Annotated in this window: 19 protein-coding genes; 14 read left to right on the top strand and 5 right to left on the bottom strand. The window is 49.6% G+C overall.

Going from position 1 to position 18581, the window contains the following annotated elements:
- Nucleotides 1-6 precede the first annotated feature (6 nt).
- On the top strand, nt 7-468 hold the full coding sequence (locus ELY38_RS09685; protein WP_127061733.1) for a response regulator: 462 nt from the start codon (nt 7-9) through the stop codon (nt 466-468).
- The gene (locus ELY38_RS09690; protein ID WP_127061735.1) at nt 461-3655 is read left to right on the top strand and encodes an EAL domain-containing protein; all 3195 of its coding nucleotides are present in this window, start codon (nt 461-463) and stop codon (nt 3653-3655) included. Before ELY38_RS09685 ends, ELY38_RS09690 begins: the two co-directional genes overlap by 8 nt.
- Nucleotides 3656-4313: 658 nt before the next feature.
- Here ELY38_RS09690 and ELY38_RS19070 read toward each other — a convergent pair.
- Nucleotides 4314-4490, bottom strand: coding sequence for a globin family protein (locus ELY38_RS19070; protein WP_185858958.1), 177 nt, complete (start codon nt 4488-4490; stop codon nt 4314-4316).
- A gap of 599 nt (nt 4491-5089) precedes the next feature.
- Nucleotides 5090-5878 (bottom strand): SDR family oxidoreductase, encoded by a 789-nt coding sequence (locus tag ELY38_RS09695; protein WP_127061737.1) that lies wholly within the window; start codon nt 5876-5878, stop codon nt 5090-5092.
- Nucleotides 5879-6102: 224 nt separating this feature from the next.
- Between ELY38_RS09695 and ELY38_RS09700 the strand changes: the two genes are divergently transcribed.
- Nucleotides 6103-6579 carry a LabA-like NYN domain-containing protein gene (locus ELY38_RS09700; RefSeq protein ID WP_127061739.1) on the top strand — a complete coding sequence of 159 codons (477 nt, stop codon included), beginning with the start codon at nt 6103-6105 and terminating at the stop codon, nt 6577-6579.
- A 131-nt stretch (nt 6580-6710) separates the two neighbouring features.
- Here the strand turns inward: ELY38_RS09700 and ELY38_RS09705 are convergent, their stop codons facing one another.
- Nucleotides 6711-7460, bottom strand: a complete 750-nt coding sequence (locus tag ELY38_RS09705; RefSeq protein ID WP_422822325.1) for a Crp/Fnr family transcriptional regulator — start codon at nt 7458-7460, stop codon at nt 6711-6713.
- A gap of 239 nt (nt 7461-7699) precedes the next feature.
- Nucleotides 7700-8146 carry an RrF2 family transcriptional regulator gene (locus tag ELY38_RS09710; RefSeq protein WP_127061741.1) on the bottom strand — a complete coding sequence of 149 codons (447 nt, stop codon included), beginning with the start codon at nt 8144-8146 and terminating at the stop codon, nt 7700-7702.
- Between the two features lie 233 nt (nt 8147-8379).
- Here ELY38_RS09710 and ELY38_RS09715 point away from each other — a divergent pair, with 233 nt between their 5' ends.
- From ELY38_RS09715 to ELY38_RS09765, 11 genes are all read left to right on the top strand, one after another.
- Nucleotides 8380-8808, top strand: coding sequence for a DUF488 domain-containing protein (locus ELY38_RS09715; RefSeq protein ID WP_127061743.1), 429 nt, complete (start codon nt 8380-8382; stop codon nt 8806-8808).
- A 316-nt stretch (nt 8809-9124) separates the two neighbouring features.
- Nucleotides 9125-9592: an Lrp/AsnC family transcriptional regulator gene (locus ELY38_RS09720; protein WP_222845140.1), complete on the top strand. Its 468-nt coding sequence runs from the start codon at nt 9125-9127 to the stop codon at nt 9590-9592.
- On the top strand, nt 9522-11231 hold the full coding sequence (locus ELY38_RS09725; protein ID WP_127061745.1) for an aminotransferase class V-fold PLP-dependent enzyme: 1710 nt from the start codon (nt 9522-9524) through the stop codon (nt 11229-11231). The genes ELY38_RS09720 and ELY38_RS09725 overlap by 71 nt, the downstream gene beginning before the upstream one ends.
- A complete protein-coding gene (locus ELY38_RS09730) occupies nt 11228-12697 on the top strand; it encodes an NAD(P)-binding domain-containing protein (protein WP_127061747.1) in 1470 nt (489 codons plus the stop codon). Before ELY38_RS09725 ends, ELY38_RS09730 begins: the two co-directional genes overlap by 4 nt.
- A gap of 29 nt (nt 12698-12726) precedes the next feature.
- The gene (locus ELY38_RS09735) at nt 12727-13221 is read left to right on the top strand and encodes a CMD domain-containing protein (RefSeq protein WP_127061749.1); all 495 of its coding nucleotides are present in this window, start codon (nt 12727-12729) and stop codon (nt 13219-13221) included.
- Nucleotides 13218-13796 (top strand): peroxidase-related enzyme, encoded by a 579-nt coding sequence (locus tag ELY38_RS09740; RefSeq protein WP_127061751.1) that lies wholly within the window; start codon nt 13218-13220, stop codon nt 13794-13796. Before ELY38_RS09735 ends, ELY38_RS09740 begins: the two co-directional genes overlap by 4 nt.
- Before the next feature lie 43 nt (nt 13797-13839).
- A complete protein-coding gene (locus ELY38_RS09745; RefSeq protein WP_127061753.1) occupies nt 13840-14826 on the top strand; it encodes a TRAP transporter substrate-binding protein in 987 nt (328 codons plus the stop codon).
- 65 nt (nt 14827-14891) lie between these two features.
- Nucleotides 14892-15398 carry a TRAP transporter small permease gene (locus tag ELY38_RS09750; RefSeq protein WP_127061755.1) on the top strand — a complete coding sequence of 169 codons (507 nt, stop codon included), beginning with the start codon at nt 14892-14894 and terminating at the stop codon, nt 15396-15398.
- Nucleotides 15395-16684: a TRAP transporter large permease gene (locus ELY38_RS09755; RefSeq protein ID WP_127061757.1), complete on the top strand. Its 1290-nt coding sequence runs from the start codon at nt 15395-15397 to the stop codon at nt 16682-16684. The genes ELY38_RS09750 and ELY38_RS09755 overlap by 4 nt, the downstream gene beginning before the upstream one ends.
- A gap of 200 nt (nt 16685-16884) precedes the next feature.
- Complete coding sequence (locus tag ELY38_RS09760; protein WP_127061759.1) at nt 16885-17283, top strand: antitoxin Xre-like helix-turn-helix domain-containing protein; 399 nt, start codon at nt 16885-16887, stop codon at nt 17281-17283.
- Nucleotides 17277-17972 (top strand): RES family NAD+ phosphorylase, encoded by a 696-nt coding sequence (locus ELY38_RS09765; RefSeq protein ID WP_127061761.1) that lies wholly within the window; start codon nt 17277-17279, stop codon nt 17970-17972. The genes ELY38_RS09760 and ELY38_RS09765 overlap by 7 nt, the downstream gene beginning before the upstream one ends.
- Nucleotides 17973-17995: 23 nt before the next feature.
- On the opposite strand, the gene mntR is transcribed toward ELY38_RS09765, so the two are convergent.
- Entirely contained in the window at nt 17996-18481 is a 486-nt protein-coding gene (mntR, locus tag ELY38_RS09770) for a manganese-binding transcriptional regulator MntR (protein WP_127061763.1), read from the bottom strand.
- Nucleotides 18482-18581: the final 100 nt, after the last annotated feature.

Here is an 18581-nt window from a genome sequence, read left to right on the forward strand (position 1 = left end):
GCCAATATGCAGACTAAACAGCCCATCCATATCCTTGTGGCGGATGATGACCTGGACGATTGCCTGCTGATGAAGGAGGCTTTCAGCGAGAGTCGCATAGGTAACTCTTTGCACTTTGTCCATGATGGTGAAGAGTTGCTCGCTTACCTGAAGCATCAGCCGCCTTATTCGGACGCTCAGTGCTACCCCACGCCGGGTCTGATTCTGCTTGACCTCAATATGCCTTTAATGGATGGCCGAGAAGCCTTGGAAAAGATAAAAGCGGATGAGGCGCTGCGCTATATTCCTGTGGTTATAATGACGACTTCCTCCGCTGAAGAAGACATCATTCGTAGCTACGATACCGGTGTGAGCTCTTTTATTACCAAACCGGTGAGTTTTAATGGCTTGGTTGATATCGTTCAAACATTGGAGCGTTACTGGCTGCAGATAGTCGAGCTACCACTAGGGGCAGCCAGACATGATTAGAGATGGCCTTTTACATATACTTCTTGTTGAAGATGATGAAGACGATTTTCTGATCACCCGTGACCTGCTTCGACAGTCCGAAAATCTTTCCTTCGAGATTGATTGGGCCGCTAGTTATGAAGAAGGCTTCGATGCGCTTCATGGTAAGAGTCATGATCTCGTTCTTATCGACTACCAGTTAGGCGCCGTGCCTGGGACTGAATTCATTCGCCAAGCGAATGAGTTGGGTATTCAGCTTCCAATGATTCTACTCACTGGGCACCACGATGCAGACCTCGAGGCCAAAGCAATCGAGCTTGGGGCAACTGACTACTTGGTAAAGGGGGAAATTACCAGCGCATTATTGGCTCGCAGCATTCGCTACGCCCTGGAGCGTGCCCGCTCAGTCGACATACTGGCTGAGAGTGAAAGGCGTTACCGCTTATTGTTCGAAGCCAACCCTGAGCCGATGTATATCCATCATCGGGAAACGTTAGCTATCTTGGCGGCCAATGAGGCGGCATGTGACCTGTTCGGTTACTCCCAGCAGGTGTTTCGTGAAAAGACTATTCCCGATTTACTTGCTGGTAAAGAGCATCAGCGCTTCGATAAGCACTATGAAGAAATTGATGCGCCTGATATACCTCATAGAGTCGGTTTATGGGTGTTGCAGACTAGCTATCACAGGCTTATTCATGCAGACGTCAACGCCCATAATATTGACTTCAATGATAATCTGGCACGTCTAGTGATGATTAGAGACGTCACCGAAACTATTGAAGTCAAAGCCGAGATAGCGCGGAAGGAGCAAGCCTTTCGCCAACTACTGGAAGATAACAGGGATGCCGTACTGCTATTGGATGCAGCGGGCCAGGTGCGCTATGCCAACTCTTCCGCAGGTTTGCTGTTTCGTTGTGGCTACGATGCGCTAGTCAATAGGCAATTTAAAGTACCTCACAACGACAGCCTCTTCGAATGGTCTGCTCTCGCGGGTGACGGTAGCAATGTTATTGTTGAAGTACAGTGCTCAGCTACTGAGTGGGACGGCGAGACCATGCAGTTGTTGTCACTGCGGGATATTAGTCAGCGTAAGGAAGCAGATAAACAACTGCATCTTCTTCAACGCAGTATCGAGGCGAGCTATAACGGGATTGCCATTGCGGATGCTCAGGCGCCTGACATGCCGATCATTTATGTCAATTCGTCCTTCGAACGCATCACAGGCTATTCATCCCAAGAAGTGCTGGGTAAAAATTGTCGCTTCCTGCAGGGAGCGGATAGCGGGCAGTCTGGAGTTGAGGAAATTCGATTAGCACTACAGGAGAAGCGTGAAGTCCATACCGTCCTGCGAAATTTTAACAAGGATGGTTCGCCCTTCTGGAATGAGCTTTATATCGCACCCGTACGGGATAGTAATGGCTTAGTGTCCCATTATATTAGTGTTCAGAGCGATATATCCGAGCAGAAACGCTTTGAATCAGAACTGGCTTATAATGCCAGCCATGACGTGCTTACCGGTCTGCCGAATCGCTCGCTGCTTGAGGATCGCCTGGTACAGGCCTGTCAACTAGCCAAACGCTCTGAGCGTAAATTGGCAGTTATATTTATCGATCTTGATGATTTCAAGCCGATCAATAATTCCATGGGCCATGTCGCTGGCGATCAGGTACTCATCGAAGTTGCCAAGCGCTTGATCCAGCAGATCAGGCCTGGCGATACTGTTGCCCGCCTGGGCGGTGATGAGTTTGTACTTTTATTGCCAGATATTGCGCATGAAGAAGATGTTCTGCTGGTGGCTGAGCAGGTCATTGAAGGGATCGCGCTTCCTTTTCATGTGAATAGGGTGGAGCTGCGCGTTACCGTGAGCGCTGGCATCGCTATAAGTGATGGCATAGAAGAGAAACCAAGTGAGTTGTTACAACGGGCTGATTTGGCGATGTATAAGGCCAAGCAGCACGGCCGCAACAGTTATCAATGGTATACCCAGGAGCTTAATGAGAAGGTTAACGAGCGGTTAACTTTGAGAAGTGACATACAAAAAGCATTAGAGAGGGAAGAGTTCGAGGTTGTTTACCAACCTCAGGTGGATAAACAGGGTAAAACCGTCATTGGGGTTGAAGCGCTGATACGATGGAACCATCCGGAGAAAGGGACTATATCACCTGCGGCGTTTCTTCCTGTTGCGGAAAATACAGGACAGATATTCTCAATTAACTTATGGGTTATGGAAACCGCCTGTCGATATATCAAACGCCTTAACGACCAAGGTTTAACTTGCCCCTCCGTTGCTGTGAACATATCCCCTATGCAATTCTTGCGCCCCAATTTCATTGAGAGTGTATGCAATGTTCTGGAGAGGACCCAGCTTGATGCCAGTTTCCTTGAGCTTGAAGTGACAGAAAACGCTCTTATGGAGGATGCAGAAAACGCCATCCTTACAATGTATAAGTTAAAGAAGCTTGGGTTAAGGATCGCTATCGACGACTTCGGAACCGGCTACTCCAGCTTGAGTTACCTGAAGCGGTTACCTGTTGATAAAATAAAAATTGACCGTTCCTTTATCAAGGAAATTATTAGTGACCAACACGACGCCGCTATTACGCAAGGAATAATTTCCATGGCTCATCACCTCGGTCTACCGGTCATTGCAGAAGGCGTTGAAACAGAGCCACAGTTTGCTTTTCTTAGGAAAAACCATTGCGACGCTTTCCAAGGCTATTATTTCGGCAGGCCCATGTCCTCTGAAGGACTCAAAGCCTATCTTCATCAGAAACAAGCTTCGCCTGATGAAAAGAAAGTTCGCGGTACGGAAGAAGATGCCCAGACGCTGCTTCTACTAGACGATGAAGATAATATTCTGCGTGCCCTTACGCGGTTACTCCGGCGTGAAGGCTACCGGATACTAACCGCTAGCCGTGCTCAAGATGCTTTCGAGTTATTAGCCAAGCATAACGTGCAGGTAATCATTTCTGACCAGCGTATGCCAGAGATGAATGGAACTGTATTCTTTAACCGGGTGAAGGATCTTTATCCTGATACTGTACGAATAGTTCTTTCCGGATATACAGATTTAAAAACAGTAACAGAAGCTGTTAACCAAGGAGAAATTTATAAGTTCTTGACTAAACCTTGGGATGATGAAGAGTTACGAAAGGAAATCAATTCCGCCTTTCGACATTACAATTTAGATAAGCTAACAAAACAGTAACTGAACTAGAAATTTTAAAGGAGGGGATATTTGATGGTCTGTGTGTCCTACCCAGGCATTGGATGAATGCTGAGACGGTACAACGAGCCTTTGAACTGTTTTTACAACTAAATCGATGGTTAAGGGGAAGGGCAAGTGGTTTTGGTTTGAGTATAGTATTTGGCTTCACTAAGTTGATCACGAAGGGCTTAACTTTAAGAGGCTGAAGAGTGTCTAACTAATTCGCGTGATTCAACACGGTGCATAAAAACCATAAAAGCACTGACCGCGTTTCATGTTCAGGCTGACATGCTGAAAAAGCTATGCCCGGTACTTAGGACATACACTAGTATTGAATTATGAGTTTAAGGTCACACCTATTCCAATGTCTCAAGATCTGGTCCGTTCGTAACAATATCCGCTGAACCCATAATTACCCCCGCTTATAGAGGAAATTTTTTCAGTTTTGTTTTATTGGGTGATAATTTCGCGGCGCAGAGGGGCTAACTCGGCCGATAGCTTTATTTCGCGAGCGGAACGGGATCCCCTGGCGGTTCATCGCTATTTGCAAATCTTCGACGAGCGCATTGAAATCGGCGCGATCAATTCCCAAATGAGGATGTGAGTCGTGCATATTTCGGCCCATATAAGTACAGTTGCCCCCGAGAGTGACACAGAATTATTCAACCAGTTGGCGTTTGACGCGATCCAGTTTAGTGTCAATGAAAAAAGGCCGCAGTGGCGGATTTTTCAACATGATTTCCATTAAATCGTCCATCAAGCTAGCCAAGCCTGGCTCACCGCCAAATTCTTCCAGCACGGGAAGCAAGTCTGGGTTAGCTGGGGCGGGATCCATTTGCGCCTGGACACCGTTGCTTAAAAAAGGTCAGGCTTAATACTAGTAGGCCGTATATCATTCGTGTCATGGCTTGAGCCTGAAAGCTAGCTCACTTAGTGATATCAATCATCATTTAATGAATTTTTGAACTTGAGAATGTTGAAATCTCTTTATTCATCCGCCGTTCATGTGGGTTCGAGGCACCTGCTAGCTATACTATGTATTATTCATCTCGTTGAGCATACTCAACGAGCAACTAAATTTGTTGTAAAGCTACGTCATTTAGAAACGCTGACACACGCTCGTTTGAATTTATGCCATGGTTAAGTTGAGAAATTATGCCAAGCTGCTTGAGATTCAGGTTATAAGTTCCTGTTTTTTCGTTGCGCTTATGTCAAGTTTTGTTGAGAATGACATCTGTCTGTTCTATCTGAAATCGACATAAATTGCGCTTTGATATGACATAGTCTGCTTTTGTAGTCATTCTACGAAAGGGATGATGCTATGCGCCACCCTACGCTGCATCATCTCCGTATCAAAAACCTCCGCAGAATTGTCAGTCTTAGAAATATATACCGAGCGAACTTTATCAGTATCAATCACGCGTATATATTCTGCTAGAACGTTCCTGGGTAGGCGCCGCCGTCGAGTAAAATGTTTTGCCCGGTGAGGTAGCCTGCGTGTTCGCTGCACATAAATGCACAGAAGGCGCCGAACTCTTCAGCTGTTCCGAATCGCCGGGCAGGCACTCCTTGAGTACGCTGCTCGCGTACTTGTTCGATGTCTTGTTGGGTTTTCTCTGCAATGTTTTTTAAGTTGCCGCGCAGCCGGTCTGTGTCGAAGGAGCCGGGTAATAGGTTGTTGATCGTGACGTTACATGAAGCGAGTTCTGGTTGGCGGGCGAGCCCAGCGACGAAACCAGTCAGTCCGCTACGCGCGCCATTAGAGAGCCCAAGGATATCGATAGGAGCTTTCACCGCCCCTGAGGTGATGTTGACCACGCGACCGAAGCCGTTGGCGGCCATACGGTCCACCGTTGCTTTAATTAACTCAATAGGCGTGATCATATTGGCGTCCACAGCCTGAAACCAGTCTTCGCGATCCCAGTCGCGAAAATCCCCTGGTGGCGGTCCGCCGTTGTTATTGATCAGGATATCGATCTGCGGGCAGGCAGCGAGCAAAGCCTCGCGGACCTCTTCACGTCCAATATCGCCGGGTACCGGGTGAACTTCAATCGCAGGGTTGAGCACTCGTAATGCCATGGCTGTTTTCTCAAGAACCTCAGCGTTACGCGAATTGATAGCTAGATTGACGCCTTCTTTGGCCAGCGCTTCAGCGCAACCCCGGCCTAAGCCCTTACTCGCTGCGCATACCACTGCCCAGCGCCCGGTGATCCCAAGATCCATAATGTGTGCTCCTTCTTGTTCGATGTTCGGCTTTAGTGTGATGAATAGCCACCATCTACCGGTAATGATATGCCAGTTACAAATTTGGCGCTCTGGTTGTTTCACTAATGTTGATCGTATAGTACATCTCTCGCTTTGATTATTTGGGGTTAAGTAAAAGCCTCAGTATAGGGCCTGGGTGCTAAAGTAATCAGCTTAATGTTTCTTGTGAAAATGATCCGATTATGGAAAAAGTAGCGCTGTTTGTTGATGTGCAAAACGTGTATTACACGGTGCGGCAAGCGTATGGCAAGAATTTTGATTACAACAGGTTCTGGTCGCGGGCAACTGCCAATAGGCAGGTGGTGAAAGCGTTTGCCTATGCAATAGACCGAGGTGATCAAAAGCAGAAGGAGTTTCAACATATACTCCGGGCAATCGGTTTTGAGGTAAAGCTAAAGCCCTTTATCCAGCGATCAGATGGGTCAGCAAAGGGTGATTGGGATGTGGGCATCACGCTAGATGCCATCGAGTATGCGCAAAAGGCGGATGTAATTGTATTAGTATCCGGCGACGGCGATTTTGACCTTCTGGTCAGCAAGGTTCGTGCAGTCCATGGTTGCCAGGTAGAAGTGTATGGCGTGCCGGCGCTAACAGCAGCCTCGCTAATAAACGAAGCCAGCGAGTTTATACCTATCAATGAGGCGCTTTTGTTAGGTTAAGCGGCTGCGCTCGCCAACTTTTCAGACAGAACCTAAAGCTCTGCTGATACAGGGTTTCAGAAAAGGCGTTGGTAGCGACCAATGCTTTTTTTCATTAAATGGCCGTAGCGAACGGGGTTAGCTCCACAATATCAAGTAATCGCTTCTTCCTTAAGATGCAGATAGAGTGGATCAAATTCGCCTGCCAGCTGGATTTCATGCCAGTCGGGTATAGTGATTTGTTGCCTACTGGTACTTATCAGGCCATCGCTACGAAGCGCTTGTAAAACTCTGTTGGCGTGAACTGGGGTGATACCGGTTGCATCTGCCAGCTCTGCCTGAGTGACAGGCATAGTAAATGTTGTATCATCCACTAGCCCTACTGCTTTCAGACGCAGCATAAATTCACAGATAAGATGAGCGACCCGTGAGTAAGCGCTACGCTGACCATTATTTAAAAGCCACTCTCGAAAGATAGAGGCATGCACAAGCGTTTCACGCCATAAAGCAGGGGTAAGGCGAGGGTGTTGCTCACACAACTGGTGTAAATCCGTGTGCTTTATGAAGCCGAGCTTACAGCGTGTAATCGAGCTAATATTAATATCCAGTACCTGCAAGTGCAGGCTCTGCAGGTCAGGAATATCGCCGGGAACATGGAAGGCTATTATCTGACGCTTACCCTCGACGGAAAGCTTGTGTACACACGTAAATCCTTCAACGATTAAGCAGCAGTGGCTCGGCTGGTCGCCCACCGTTACGATATTGCGATTGGTCTCAAGAAATTTTATCTGGATGGGCAAGCTTATAAGTGCCTGCTCCTCTTCACTTGTCAGTGCAAAGATACTTTCCAGCTTACGAATCATCATTTCTTGGGGGGTGTGGGATTCGGAGGGTGTCATCATGTCTGGGCCCATGGCTGGTGACAGTGAAGCCGTGTGCAGCACTTTCTGCTCGTCTGCTAGTGGCCTTGGGAGGTGGCCTATACCTATATCTGCTTCACAGGTATGAACATAGCCAAGCGTTACCCTAAAGTGTAGCTTATCGCAGTGCAATAGAGGACGTGCCGACTTTCAAGAAAGGCTTATGAGTACAATGCTCGACCTGGAATACTGGATAACCTGTAGGTTTGGAAGGTCGAACATTAGCTATTATCGGTAGGAATTCTCATCAATGCTGCAAGGCGGTTGTGCCGACCCGCTAGTAAATCTGCCAAAGTGTAATTATCCAGAACGCTCAGGAAAGCATTCAAGGCGTCGTTAAGAATCGGCTTCAAACGGCACGAAGGAGTAACGATGCAGCTATTGTCCTCACGAAAACACTCCACCAGAGCCATTTCCTGTTCAGTGTCCCTAACTAAGGCACCTAACCGGATATGTTCAGGCGCTCTGTTGAGCCAAAGTCCGCCGTGTTTGCCTCGAATTGCTTTAAGGTACTCTTTTTGATGTAATTCCTGGACAATTTTCATCAGGTGATTGCGCGAGATCGAGAATGTCTCGGCAATTTCCGTGATGGTGGTACGTTCTTCACCCTTGGTCGCCAGGTAAAGCAAAACGCGGATAGAGTAATCGGTAAAGCGGGTTAAGTGCATGAGTTGCCGAATGTAGGTCAAAAACGCATTGTACGGCGTTTAAAAGGTCTGGGGAATCATCTACGCTCTTCCTAGCTCAGTACTGCCGTGTAATGGCCTGGATACCCTATGGACTTTTAAGGATTATTAACCTATAGCAATTTAATTGCCTGGCCAAGAAGTTAGGATGCGCCAAAGGTGATAAGTTTTTCGTGCCTATTCGTTGTATGGGAACGCTGTCTCAGGGAGGTCGTATGAGCTATGAAATAGCCCTTAAGCGGGTCTATTCCGCGTTTGAAGAAGCCGATGGTTCGCGTATTTTAGTTGACCGTTTATGGCCACGTGGAAAAGAGCGCGCATCGCTTTCATTAACAGAGTGGTATCGGGATGCTGCACCCTCATCGTCACTGCGGCGCGACTATCATCAACAGAAGATCAGCGAAGCTTCCTTTCAAACTCGCTACCGGCTAGAGCTTAAAGAATCCAAACAGGTCTTGCTGCCGCTGATGCGCTATGCCCGAAAAGGCAAGCTGACGCTACTGACTGCGGCCCGTCAGTTAGAGCAATCGCATCTGCCGTTGTTACGTGAAGCTTTGCTGTGCGCACTCGATGAAGAGGACCGCCTTGATCAGGAACCCGCGTCTTCACCATGTTATCTAGGCACGCCTTTGGATAATACCTAACGAGCACTTTATTATCATTAACGCATTGGCTTGGCTTCATACATTTATTGCGTGTTAAAAGATTTTAGTTAATAGGTTGTTAATTGACATGGAAAACAGGTCAAAGTCAGTATACCCATTAAAATTTGTTATTAGTATATAATCGTTATTTACAGAAAAGTGCAAGCTGATTCCGCTTGCACTTTTTTTTGCCTAGAAGTCATGTTTTTAAATATTCAAGAAAACATCTCAGTAGGTGAAAAAATATTCTTGAAACTGGTGAATTTATCCTACATGTGGAAATATATTCCTGAATTTATTTTAATGGGGAAATAAATTGCTTATTGACCGCTTTGATTTGAAAATTATTGAACAGCTTCAGCGTAATGATAACCTTTCTATAGCCCAGCTTGCAGAAGGCGTAGGGCTTTCGGTAACCCCTTGCTGGCGTCGTATTCAGCGTCTTGAAAAAGAGGGGATCATCGAAAAGAGAATCGCCGTTTTAAACCCTGAAAAGCTTAATCTTGGTCTGACTGTTTTCGTGATGATTAAAACCGATAAGCATAATCAGGTCTGGCTGGATGCCTTCAAAGAAGCCGTTCAGTCTTTCCCCGAAGTCATGGAGGTGAACAGGTTGGCGGGGGAATACGATTACCTGCTCAAGGTTATTACGCGCGATAACCAATCTTATGACGCCTTTTATAAAAGGCTTATCGCTAAAATAGAGCTGAGTAATGTCACATCCTGCTTCTCAATGGAACAAGTCAAAAAAACCACCGAACTGCCACTCGGGGACGTCATCTGATTGGATCAACTACATTCGTGACGAAGTCATTGGTGAAGGGGCGGCGATTCCCGGACCCTTTGGAGAGCGTCCGCTGCTCTATGCTGACTACACCGCATCGGGGCGGGCCTTGGGAGTCATTGAAGAAACCATGCGCTATCAGGTGCTGCCGTTCTACGCCAATACCCATACTGAAACATCCTATACCGGTAGAGCCACCACCCAGCTCCGTGAAGCCGCGCGCCAAGCAGTAGGTGATTCAGTGGGAGCCAATGATGACTACGCGATAATTTTTGCAGGCGCTGGTGCGACAGCCGCTATCAATCGCTGCAGTCAGATTTTGGGCCTCAATCCAGGTGTCGAATCTTCGCCACAGGCCAGGCCCGTGGTCTTTATCGGCCCCTTTGAGCATCACTCTAATGATCTTATCTGGCGCGAGTGCGACGTTGACCTGGTTCGCATTCCGCTCGCCGATAGCGGTGTTCCCTGTCTGGACACGCTGGCCAGACGGCTTGATGAATACGCTGACCATGAGATGAAAGTTGCTGCCTTCTCGGCGGCCTCTAACGTCACGGGTATCAAGACAGATGTTGCGGCACTCGCGCGGCTAGTGCACCAACATAAAGGAATCGTCCTGCTCGACTACGCGGCCAGCGGCCCTTATGTCAGCATCAACGTAGCAGGAAGGGGTGAGGGCGATCATCTGGACGCCATTTTTCTTTCACCGCACAAGTTTGTCGGTGGCCCAGGCAGTTCCGGTGTTTTAGTTATTCGCAAGGCGCTTTGTCGAAATGCAAAGCCCTCAATTGCGGGGGGAGGCACGGTGTCTTATGTGACCGCTAACCACCACCGATATGTAACAAACATCCAGCGCCGGGAAGAGGCGGGCACGCCGGGTATTTTGGGGGATATTCGCGCGGGGTTTGCATTTCGCATCAAAGACCTGGTGGGCGCTGAACATATTGAGGCCCGCGAGCGTGAGCTGGTAAAAATGGCGATGACGCGCTGGCAGGCCGTCAGCAATATTCATTTGCTAGGCTCGTTGACGGCTTCTCGATTAGCTATTTTCTCATTTAACATAAGCGCCGGAGGGCGGGATATTCACCATAACCTGATCGTTGCCATGCTCAATGATCTGTTTGGTATTCAGGCACGAGGTGGCTGTTCCTGTGCTGGCCCTTATGGCCATGAGCTTCTTTCAATCGATGAAAAAACGGCGGCTGAACACGAAGATTTAGTCCAAATGGGAAGAAGCTTATATCGTCCAGGTTGGGTAAGAGTCGGTTTTAATTTCTTTTTTAGCAATGAAGCCACTAACTATGTAATATCGGCGGTCGAATTTCTTGCTCGTTATGCCCCGATATTAATGAAACTGTACTCAGTGGATGAACATAGTGGTGTTTGGCACGCCTGTTCTCAGCGCGTGCCCACACGGCCTGCCAACCTTTTGGATACGCTCTTGTCGCAAGGTGCTGGCCATGAGCAAGCCTTACTGACCGATGCTGAGGACTACTTTGCCAGAGCTGAGCAATTGGTTGAACAGGCTAGAGCGTTACCGTTGGCTGTTACTACCCGCTCTCCTGATGTACCCGTTCGTTGGTTCTGGTGGCCGCATGAAGCGGAGCAGGCCCTTCAGGCACAAATCGAGACTACGCAATGACCATGACTCCCTCACTGGCGGGCGCCGGCCTTGATGCGCTTAACGCCCGCGTTCAATACGATCTGGCGTGTTTGAATATACCTCCAGCCAACTGGGTGCCCCAGCAAACATTGGATAACGGCCAGGCCGTACACGATGTGGTCATCATTGGCGGCGGGCAGTGTGGGCTGGTTGCGGCATTTGCGCTGCTGTCGGGTGGCATCAGCAATATCCGTATCTTTGACCGCAATCCGGTTGGTCTGGAAGGCCCTTGGCTGAACTACGCGCGTATGGAAACCCTGCGCTCTCCCAAAACCCTGCCTGGGCCCAGCTACGGCTTTGCATCGCTGACCTTTCGGGCGTGGTATGAAGCGCAGTTTGGCACCCAAGCGTGGGAGGCGCTGGATAAAATTCCACGTCCTACCTGGATGGCTTATTTAAGCTGGTACCGCGAAGTATTAAAGCTGCCTGTTGAGAATAACGTAAAGGTAGAGCACGTTACGCCAGAAGGTGACCTGTTAAGACTTGAGCTTTCAGGGCCAGGTGCTCCCAGTGAAACGGTGCTGACACGCAAGCTTGTCATGGCCACGGGGCGTGAGGGCACCGGAGCACCCAAGATTCCTACCTTTGTTGATAGCCTGCCAGCCCATGCTTGGGCGCACTCTGCCGATGAGATCGACTTTGCGCGTTTAAAAGACAAGCGGGTGGCGGTCATTGGCGTGGGTGCTTCAGCCGTAGATAACGCGGCAGAAGCACTTGAACATGGTGCTCAAGAGGTGCGTTTTCTGATTCGTCGCAAGCAAATGCCTCTGATCAATAAAATGATGGGCATTGGCTCCTTTGGCTTTACCCACGGCTATGCGTCGCTGCCTGATGAGTGGCGCTGGCGCATCATGCATTATTCGTTTGCTACGCAGACGCCACCGCCTCGGGGATCTACCTTGCGCGTTAGCCGCCATGCCAATGCGCATTTCCACTTCGGCTGTGGCATAAACACCATGCGAATGGAAGACGATGAAATCGTGATTGAAACCCAACAGGGAGTGGTGCGCTGTGACTACCTGATTCTGGGGACCGGCTTTGAAATCGACCCACTGGCGCGCACCGAACTAGCAGGCTACGCCGACCGCATTCTTTTATGGCGTGACCGCTACCAGCCACCGGCTGAGCTTGCAAATGACGAGCTGGGAAATTTTCCCTACGTAGAACGTGATTTTGCATTTCAGGAGCGCGAGCCGGGGGAGGCGCCATGGCTTCGTAATATTCACTGCTTCAACTACGGCGCAACCGTGAGTTTGGGCAAGGTCAGCGGTGATATTCCGGGTATCAGCGAGGGCGCAAGCTGGCTTGCCGGTGCCATCGCCGCCAATCTTTACCGCGAAGATGCAGAGCTTCATTGGCAGCGGCTTGAGCAGTATGACTCGCCTGAATTGTTAGGCGATGAGTGGGAAGCTACGCCGCTACCTGAGCACGCTGGCAACGTCTGATATGGCGTATTGAAAAGCAAGGAATCATGATGACGAACATAATAGAAAAAGCCGCCAATGTGCCCAGCACTGGCCCGCTGGCAGAGGCCCTAGCTGTGCGCAGCAAGTTGATGGACTTGACCCAGGCTTCTTACGAAGCTGCGTTGCTACCCAGTGATGAAGGTCAGGTACCTGCCAATGTGCGTGCCGCGCTGGCATGCCGCATGGCGCGTATTTGCCAGCAGGCAGGCCTGACTCAGCACTACGCTGAATTGTTGGCAGGTTATGGCTGTGAGGCCGACCCGTATCAGCTTGCTGAGCCTGGTAACAAGCCGCCCGCGTCCGAAAAGCGCCTTTACGCTATGGTGGAGTATGTTGACCTGGTGACTCAAAGCCCTCGCGATGCCACGAAAGCGGACATTCATGCACTGAGTGAAGCAGGTATTAAAGAAGACGATATTGTGCGTCTGGCAGGGTTGGTTGCCTTTGTGAACTATCAGCTGCGCGTGGCCGCCGTACTTAGCGTAATGGGAGACGCCAAATGAGTCGGGTTATTCATAAATTCACCACACGCGTGCCTACTTGGCGCCCGCATATCACTCCGATCGATTTTGATAATGCGACACCGGCTCAGCGCGAAGCGTTAAAAGAGACGCCATCCAATACCAAAATTTCTGATTACGTGCTGGTATTGGCCCACGACCCTGAGTCGTTGCGTATCCGTACCTCGCTGTTTAACGGCATCATGTACGACAAGGGAGGGCTTTCCCGGGATGAGCGTGAGTTGGGGGCGGTAGCCGCCTCAGTGGTGAACCGGTGTATATACTGCGCGGCCGTCCATGCCCAGCGTTATAACCAAATCGTGGGTGATGAAAAGGTCATGCAGGATATCTTCCTGCGCGGCAAGGAAGCGGACCTGGCACCTCGCATACGGGCTATTTTGAAGTTTGCGATGCGCTTGTCCGAGTGTCCGCCTAATGTGGCACAAAGTGATATCCAAAGCTTGCGTGAGGTAGGGCTTGATGATCAGGAAATTCTTGATTTAACGCTTTCAACCACCTTGTTTGGATGGGCAAACCGGCTGATGCATACCTTGGGCGAACCGGTTTCTAATACCTAGCTGAAAACTAAAAAAAACATTGGCACATTTTATAGGACTCCTCATGACTAAAACCCTATTCCCCCGTCTTGCGCTGGTAAGTGCTGTTTCCATGTTGATGGCATCCCCTGCCATGGCAGAAACTCTGCGTCTGGGTACCGTGGTTAGTGCCCCCCATCCATGGCTTGACGCTGCAGAAGCGTTTAAGGCAGAAGTGGAGGAAGCGACCGATAATCGTATTACTGTGCAGATTTTTCCGGGTGGCCAGCTGGGCAATGACCAGACCATGGTCGATGAAATCCGGATCGGCACGACCGATATGATTATTGGTGGAGTGATGAATATCTCTCCCTATGTGCCCGATTTTGAAATTTTCAGCCTGAACTACCTGTTTGAAGATATGGATGAGTTCCGGGCAGCGACAGCGGTCGATTCAGCGGTATATAGCTACTTTGATAACGCCATGACCGAGGCCGGAGTTGGGCTTAAGCTTCTGAGCTTGACCGGTGGTGGTACGCGCAACCTGAGCACTAACACAGGCCCGGTGGATAAGCCTTCGGATCTGAAAGGTGTCAAGATGCGCGTGACAGGCTCGCGCCTGGATGCCGAAATGTGGCAAACGGCCGGAGCTTTAACCACGTCGCTTCCCTGGACCGAAATCTATACCGGCCTGCAAACCGGCGTTGTAGGCGCCTTTGAAAGTACTATCAGCGGCTATCTTTCCAGTCGTTTGTATGAAGTTGCGCCTTTCCATGCCAAAACTGAACACCAGATCATGATGAGCCATATTTCGATCAGCGAAAACCGTTTCAACCGGTTCTCTGAAGAAGACCAGGCCATCATTCAGGAAGCCGCACGCCATGCGGGCGAACATGGCACCGAAAAAGGGGTCGAGTACGACGCTGAGTTCATTCAGCAGTTTGAAGACCTGGGTGTCACCGTGACCGAAGTCGATAAACAGGCGTTTATCGATCAGGTAGTTCCGCTGCATGAGAAATTTGCTGAAGAGCGCGGTTTGACTGACCTGCTTGAAACTATCCGCAGCCTATAAAGGCGTTGGTGATGCGCCGCGTCTTGTATACAAGACGCGGCGCATGCCCATGAAAGGACAGATGCATGCGGAAAATTAATGATGTAATTGAAAAAATCCTGCTGGTGTTGGCAGGTTCCCTGTTTGCTGCCTTTATTCTGACCGTTCTTTATCAAGTGGTAGCGCGCAATTACCTGAAAATTTCTGTCTCTTGGACAGATGAAGTGGCAATGGCCTGTTTTATCTGGGCAGTATTTATAGGTGCGGCGGTTGCCTTACGTAAGCGTAAGCATTATGTGATCGATATTTTTCCTCCCCAGTTTGTCGTCACCCAGCGTATCTTGCGTCTGTTTGGCAGTGTCGCCTGTCTACCTTTGATCTATGTACTGGTGGTGCATGGCAACGTACTGGTGGATATGGGCTGGAACCGCCGCTCAGTCGCATTAGGAACACCCATGGCCTATATCTTTGCCGCTTTACCTGTGGCTGGGGTCGCGATGGTGCTGTTTTCCATTGAAACCATCCTCGATGATATTGCAGTGCTATTTAAAAGCAACAAGGTCAAGCCAACCAAAGAGGCAAAAGGTTCATGAGCCCACTGATTATTCTGATTGGCAGCTTTTTACTGCTTATCGCATTGAGTGTGCCTATTGCCTTCGCAATTGGCCTGGCATCGATTATTACTATTCTTGAAATGGGACTGTCGCTGACATCGGTTGCCAACCAGATGTTTGCCAGCATTAATTCATTCCCGCTTTTGGCCGTCCCGTTTTTCCTTCTGTTGGGGCGGCTGATGAATGATGGCGGGATTACCGATCGGCTGTTGAAGTTTGCCGATAGTACGGTGGGCCATATTCGCGGCGGGCTGGGGCATATCAACGTAATGGTCTCGATGATGTTCGCCAGCCTCTCAGGCTCTGCCGCCGCCGACACCGCAAGCGTGGGCGCCGTTTTGATCCCAGCGATGAAAAAGTCCGGGTATCCTGCGCCTTTTGCGGTTGCTCTGACGGCCGCCTCATCGGTTTTGGGAGGCATTATTCCACCTTCTATCCTGATGGTGATTTACGGGGCTTTTGGTAATGTTTCCGTGGGTGCGCTGTTTTTGGGCGGCGTATTGCCCGGCGTGCTAGTTGGGCTTATGCAAATGGTCTACGTGTACTACATTGCTAAGCGGGAAAATATTAAAGCGACGGGCAAGTTTTCCTTCAAGCAGATGGGGCGTACGGCAGTAACGGCAGCGCCGCCCATGGCATTGCCCTTGGTCGTGCTTGGCGGTATTACCACAGGCGTGTTTACTGCGACAGAAGCGGCTTCGGTGGCAGTGCTGGTGGGCCTGTTACTTGCCTTTGTTTTTTATCGAGCAATTCGGTTTCGCAAGCTGCCCTCCATTTTGGCGGAATCAGTTGTCTCTTTTTCATTGCCCATGTTTGCGGTTGCTTCGGCAGGTATTATGGGGTGGCTGATTTCTTATCTGGGCATCGCTCAGGATGTAGCTAACTTTATCCTGTCGGTCACCGACCACCGGGTAGGCATCATGCTGATGGTGATGTTCTTCATGCTGGTGATTGGTACGGTACTTAGTCCTGTCACGGCGGTTATTATTTTCCTGCCCATTATTCAGGGTATTTGTAATGCCGCCGATATCAACCAGATCCATATGGCACTGGTAGTTATCCTGTCGCTGACGCTTGGTTTGATTACCCCGCCTTACGGCATATGTCTTTTGATTGCCACGCAGATTGGCGAAGTCTCCATGCCCCGAGCATTTATGGCTGTGTTGCCGCTGGTAGGGTTGATTATGCTGGTGATCCTGGCGCTTATTCTCCTCCCTGATGTGTTCTTGTACTTACCTCAAATGATGTTCCCCAAAGCGTTTTAGTTTTAACTATTGCCAACGCCTCATGCCTGCTTATAGCGGGGATGGGGCTTTTTTTTATACAGTGAATAGGGGCTATGGGTTAAGTAGGACGCTGTGGTTAAAGCGCCCTAAATTGAGCGATAACGGCCTGCTGCTTAATATGTATTTGCAGATACTTTTTTAGTAATCTAGTATTTGTAGATATAGCCGTTGGAGTTGTTATGCAAACAGCAAACATGATTACGCAGAACAAGGCCGCCGCCGCTATTGGCTTAAAAGCTGCCGTGCGTATTCTGGATAAATGGCAGGCCAGCGGCGAGCAGGGTGAGGCCATATTACGGGTATCACATAGCACGTATGCACGGGCGCGTCGTGGGGATATTGGCGAGATAAAGCTGGATAGCGACCAGCTGGCACGCATCAGCTACCTGCTGAATATTCACGCAGCGCTGCGCATGCTGTTTGAAAACCCGGACAACCTTTATGGGTTTGTCTCGATGGAAAATTATAACCCCTATTTTAATGGCCGCACTCCGCTTGAAGTCATGAGTAGCGGTGATTTCGCCGCGCTTTATGAAACGTTTAAGCGCATTGATAGCTTGCGGGGCGCCCAATGGTAGAACTAGAAACACTACCGGAACTTTCGGCTTGCTCCGTCACAGGCTATCGGCTGATTAATAGCAAGTTTCCACCGATTGATCTGTTTGATGATGTGGCCGATGAGGATGAATTTACCGCATTACATGCGCTGCAAGCATTAACCAACCCTCGCCTGCAAAATGAGATAGGCAACCTAGCCCTATTGCCAGTCGGGGAAATTCCCTTTGGCATTCGCGGCTGTTCATACGCGGTAGCGCCATTTACCCATATCAATCCGGATGGGTCACGCTTCAGTGATGGTAGCTTTGGCGTGCTGTACGTAGCGGATGCCATGACGACAGCTATTGCTGAAGTAAAGTACCACCAGCAGGCATATTGGCAGAACGTGCCGGGCCTACATTTTGAGCGCTTCGTTTTTCGAGGCTTAAAGTGCGTATTTGACGAGCGTAGCTGTCGGGATGCCAAGGTACTCAAGCGTTCACATCCTATCTATGCGCCTGACGATTACCGCCACGGTAGAGCGCTTGGATGGTCGGTCAGAAAAGCGCGTTCAACCGGGCTGCGCTATCATTCTGTACGTGAACCCCAGGCCACGTGCTGGGCGCTAATGACTCCCAAGCAAGTGCAGGATGTGGTCCAGACAACTCATCTGGAAATGATCTGGAACGGTAGGGTGACCCAGGTCAACCGGCTTAGCGCATGTAGCTAAATACAGGCACAGAAGACTGGCCGTTAACGCTGGGTTTGCTGGTCGATAAAGCGCTGCATGATGGAGAGGGTTTCATTGCTGACATGGTGTTCCATACCTTCGGCATCAATGCGTGCTGTGTGATCATTTACACCCAGCGCACGTAAAAAGTGCAGTACGATATCGTGGCGAGCCCGTGAAACTTCCGCCATTTTTTGCCCCTCTTCAGTCAAGAACAGAGAGCGGTAGGGCTTGCTGGTAACTAGCCCCAATTCGTTTAAACGGCGAATCATCTTGGAAACCGTTGCCTGACTTACGCCCATACGGCTGGCGATATCGGCCGCTCGCGCCTCCCCTCGGTGCTGGATCAAGTCACCAATCAGCTCAACATAGTCTTCAATCAGCTCGGTTTCGTGAGCATTACGCACGGTTTCGTATTGGCGGACATGCTCACCAATCGGTGGTAACGCATCGCCGCTATTGCTAGTACCACTAACGGTATGGGGTAGGGACTGGTCGCGATTACTCATTAGCAAACTATATCAAGGTGCATGGAAACCCTAATTGGGATGGTAGCGCATTTTCCGGCATAATTGTTAGCCAAGGCTAAACTATTTGCACAATGCTTTT

The sequence above is a fragment of the Vreelandella nanhaiensis genome (genome assembly GCF_003990185.1).
GTDB lineage: Bacteria > Pseudomonadota > Gammaproteobacteria > Pseudomonadales > Halomonadaceae > Vreelandella > Vreelandella nanhaiensis.

What these genes read in the sequence shown, in the direction of transcription:
- ELY38_RS09685 (WP_127061733.1), top strand. Translation starts at nt 7, where the DNA reads ATGCAGACTAAACAGCCCATCCATATCCTTGTGGCGGATGATGACCTG.
- ELY38_RS09690 (WP_127061735.1), top strand. Translation starts at nt 461, where the DNA reads ATGATTAGAGATGGCCTTTTACATATACTTCTTGTTGAAGATGATGAA.
- ELY38_RS19070 (WP_185858958.1), bottom strand. Translation starts at nt 4,490, where the DNA reads ATGGATCCCGCCCCAGCTAACCCAGACTTGCTTCCCGTGCTGGAAGAA.
- ELY38_RS09695 (WP_127061737.1), bottom strand. Translation starts at nt 5,878, where the DNA reads ATGGATCTTGGGATCACCGGGCGCTGGGCAGTGGTATGCGCAGCGAGT.
- ELY38_RS09700 (WP_127061739.1), top strand. Translation starts at nt 6,103, where the DNA reads ATGGAAAAAGTAGCGCTGTTTGTTGATGTGCAAAACGTGTATTACACG.
- ELY38_RS09705 (WP_422822325.1), bottom strand. Translation starts at nt 7,460, where the DNA reads ATGATGACACCCTCCGAATCCCACACCCCCCAAGAAATGATGATTCGT.
- ELY38_RS09710 (WP_127061741.1), bottom strand. Translation starts at nt 8,146, where the DNA reads ATGCACTTAACCCGCTTTACCGATTACTCTATCCGCGTTTTGCTTTAC.
- ELY38_RS09715 (WP_127061743.1), top strand. Translation starts at nt 8,380, where the DNA reads ATGAGCTATGAAATAGCCCTTAAGCGGGTCTATTCCGCGTTTGAAGAA.
- ELY38_RS09725 (WP_127061745.1), top strand. Translation starts at nt 9,522, where the DNA reads ATGTCACATCCTGCTTCTCAATGGAACAAGTCAAAAAAACCACCGAAC.
- ELY38_RS09730 (WP_127061747.1), top strand. Translation starts at nt 11,228, where the DNA reads ATGACCATGACTCCCTCACTGGCGGGCGCCGGCCTTGATGCGCTTAAC.
- ELY38_RS09735 (WP_127061749.1), top strand. Translation starts at nt 12,727, where the DNA reads ATGACGAACATAATAGAAAAAGCCGCCAATGTGCCCAGCACTGGCCCG.
- ELY38_RS09740 (WP_127061751.1), top strand. Translation starts at nt 13,218, where the DNA reads ATGAGTCGGGTTATTCATAAATTCACCACACGCGTGCCTACTTGGCGC.
- ELY38_RS09745 (WP_127061753.1), top strand. Translation starts at nt 13,840, where the DNA reads ATGACTAAAACCCTATTCCCCCGTCTTGCGCTGGTAAGTGCTGTTTCC.
- ELY38_RS09750 (WP_127061755.1), top strand. Translation starts at nt 14,892, where the DNA reads ATGCGGAAAATTAATGATGTAATTGAAAAAATCCTGCTGGTGTTGGCA.
- ELY38_RS09755 (WP_127061757.1), top strand. Translation starts at nt 15,395, where the DNA reads ATGAGCCCACTGATTATTCTGATTGGCAGCTTTTTACTGCTTATCGCA.
- ELY38_RS09760 (WP_127061759.1), top strand. Translation starts at nt 16,885, where the DNA reads ATGCAAACAGCAAACATGATTACGCAGAACAAGGCCGCCGCCGCTATT.
- ELY38_RS09765 (WP_127061761.1), top strand. Translation starts at nt 17,277, where the DNA reads ATGGTAGAACTAGAAACACTACCGGAACTTTCGGCTTGCTCCGTCACA.
- mntR (WP_127061763.1), bottom strand. Translation starts at nt 18,481, where the DNA reads ATGAGTAATCGCGACCAGTCCCTACCCCATACCGTTAGTGGTACTAGC.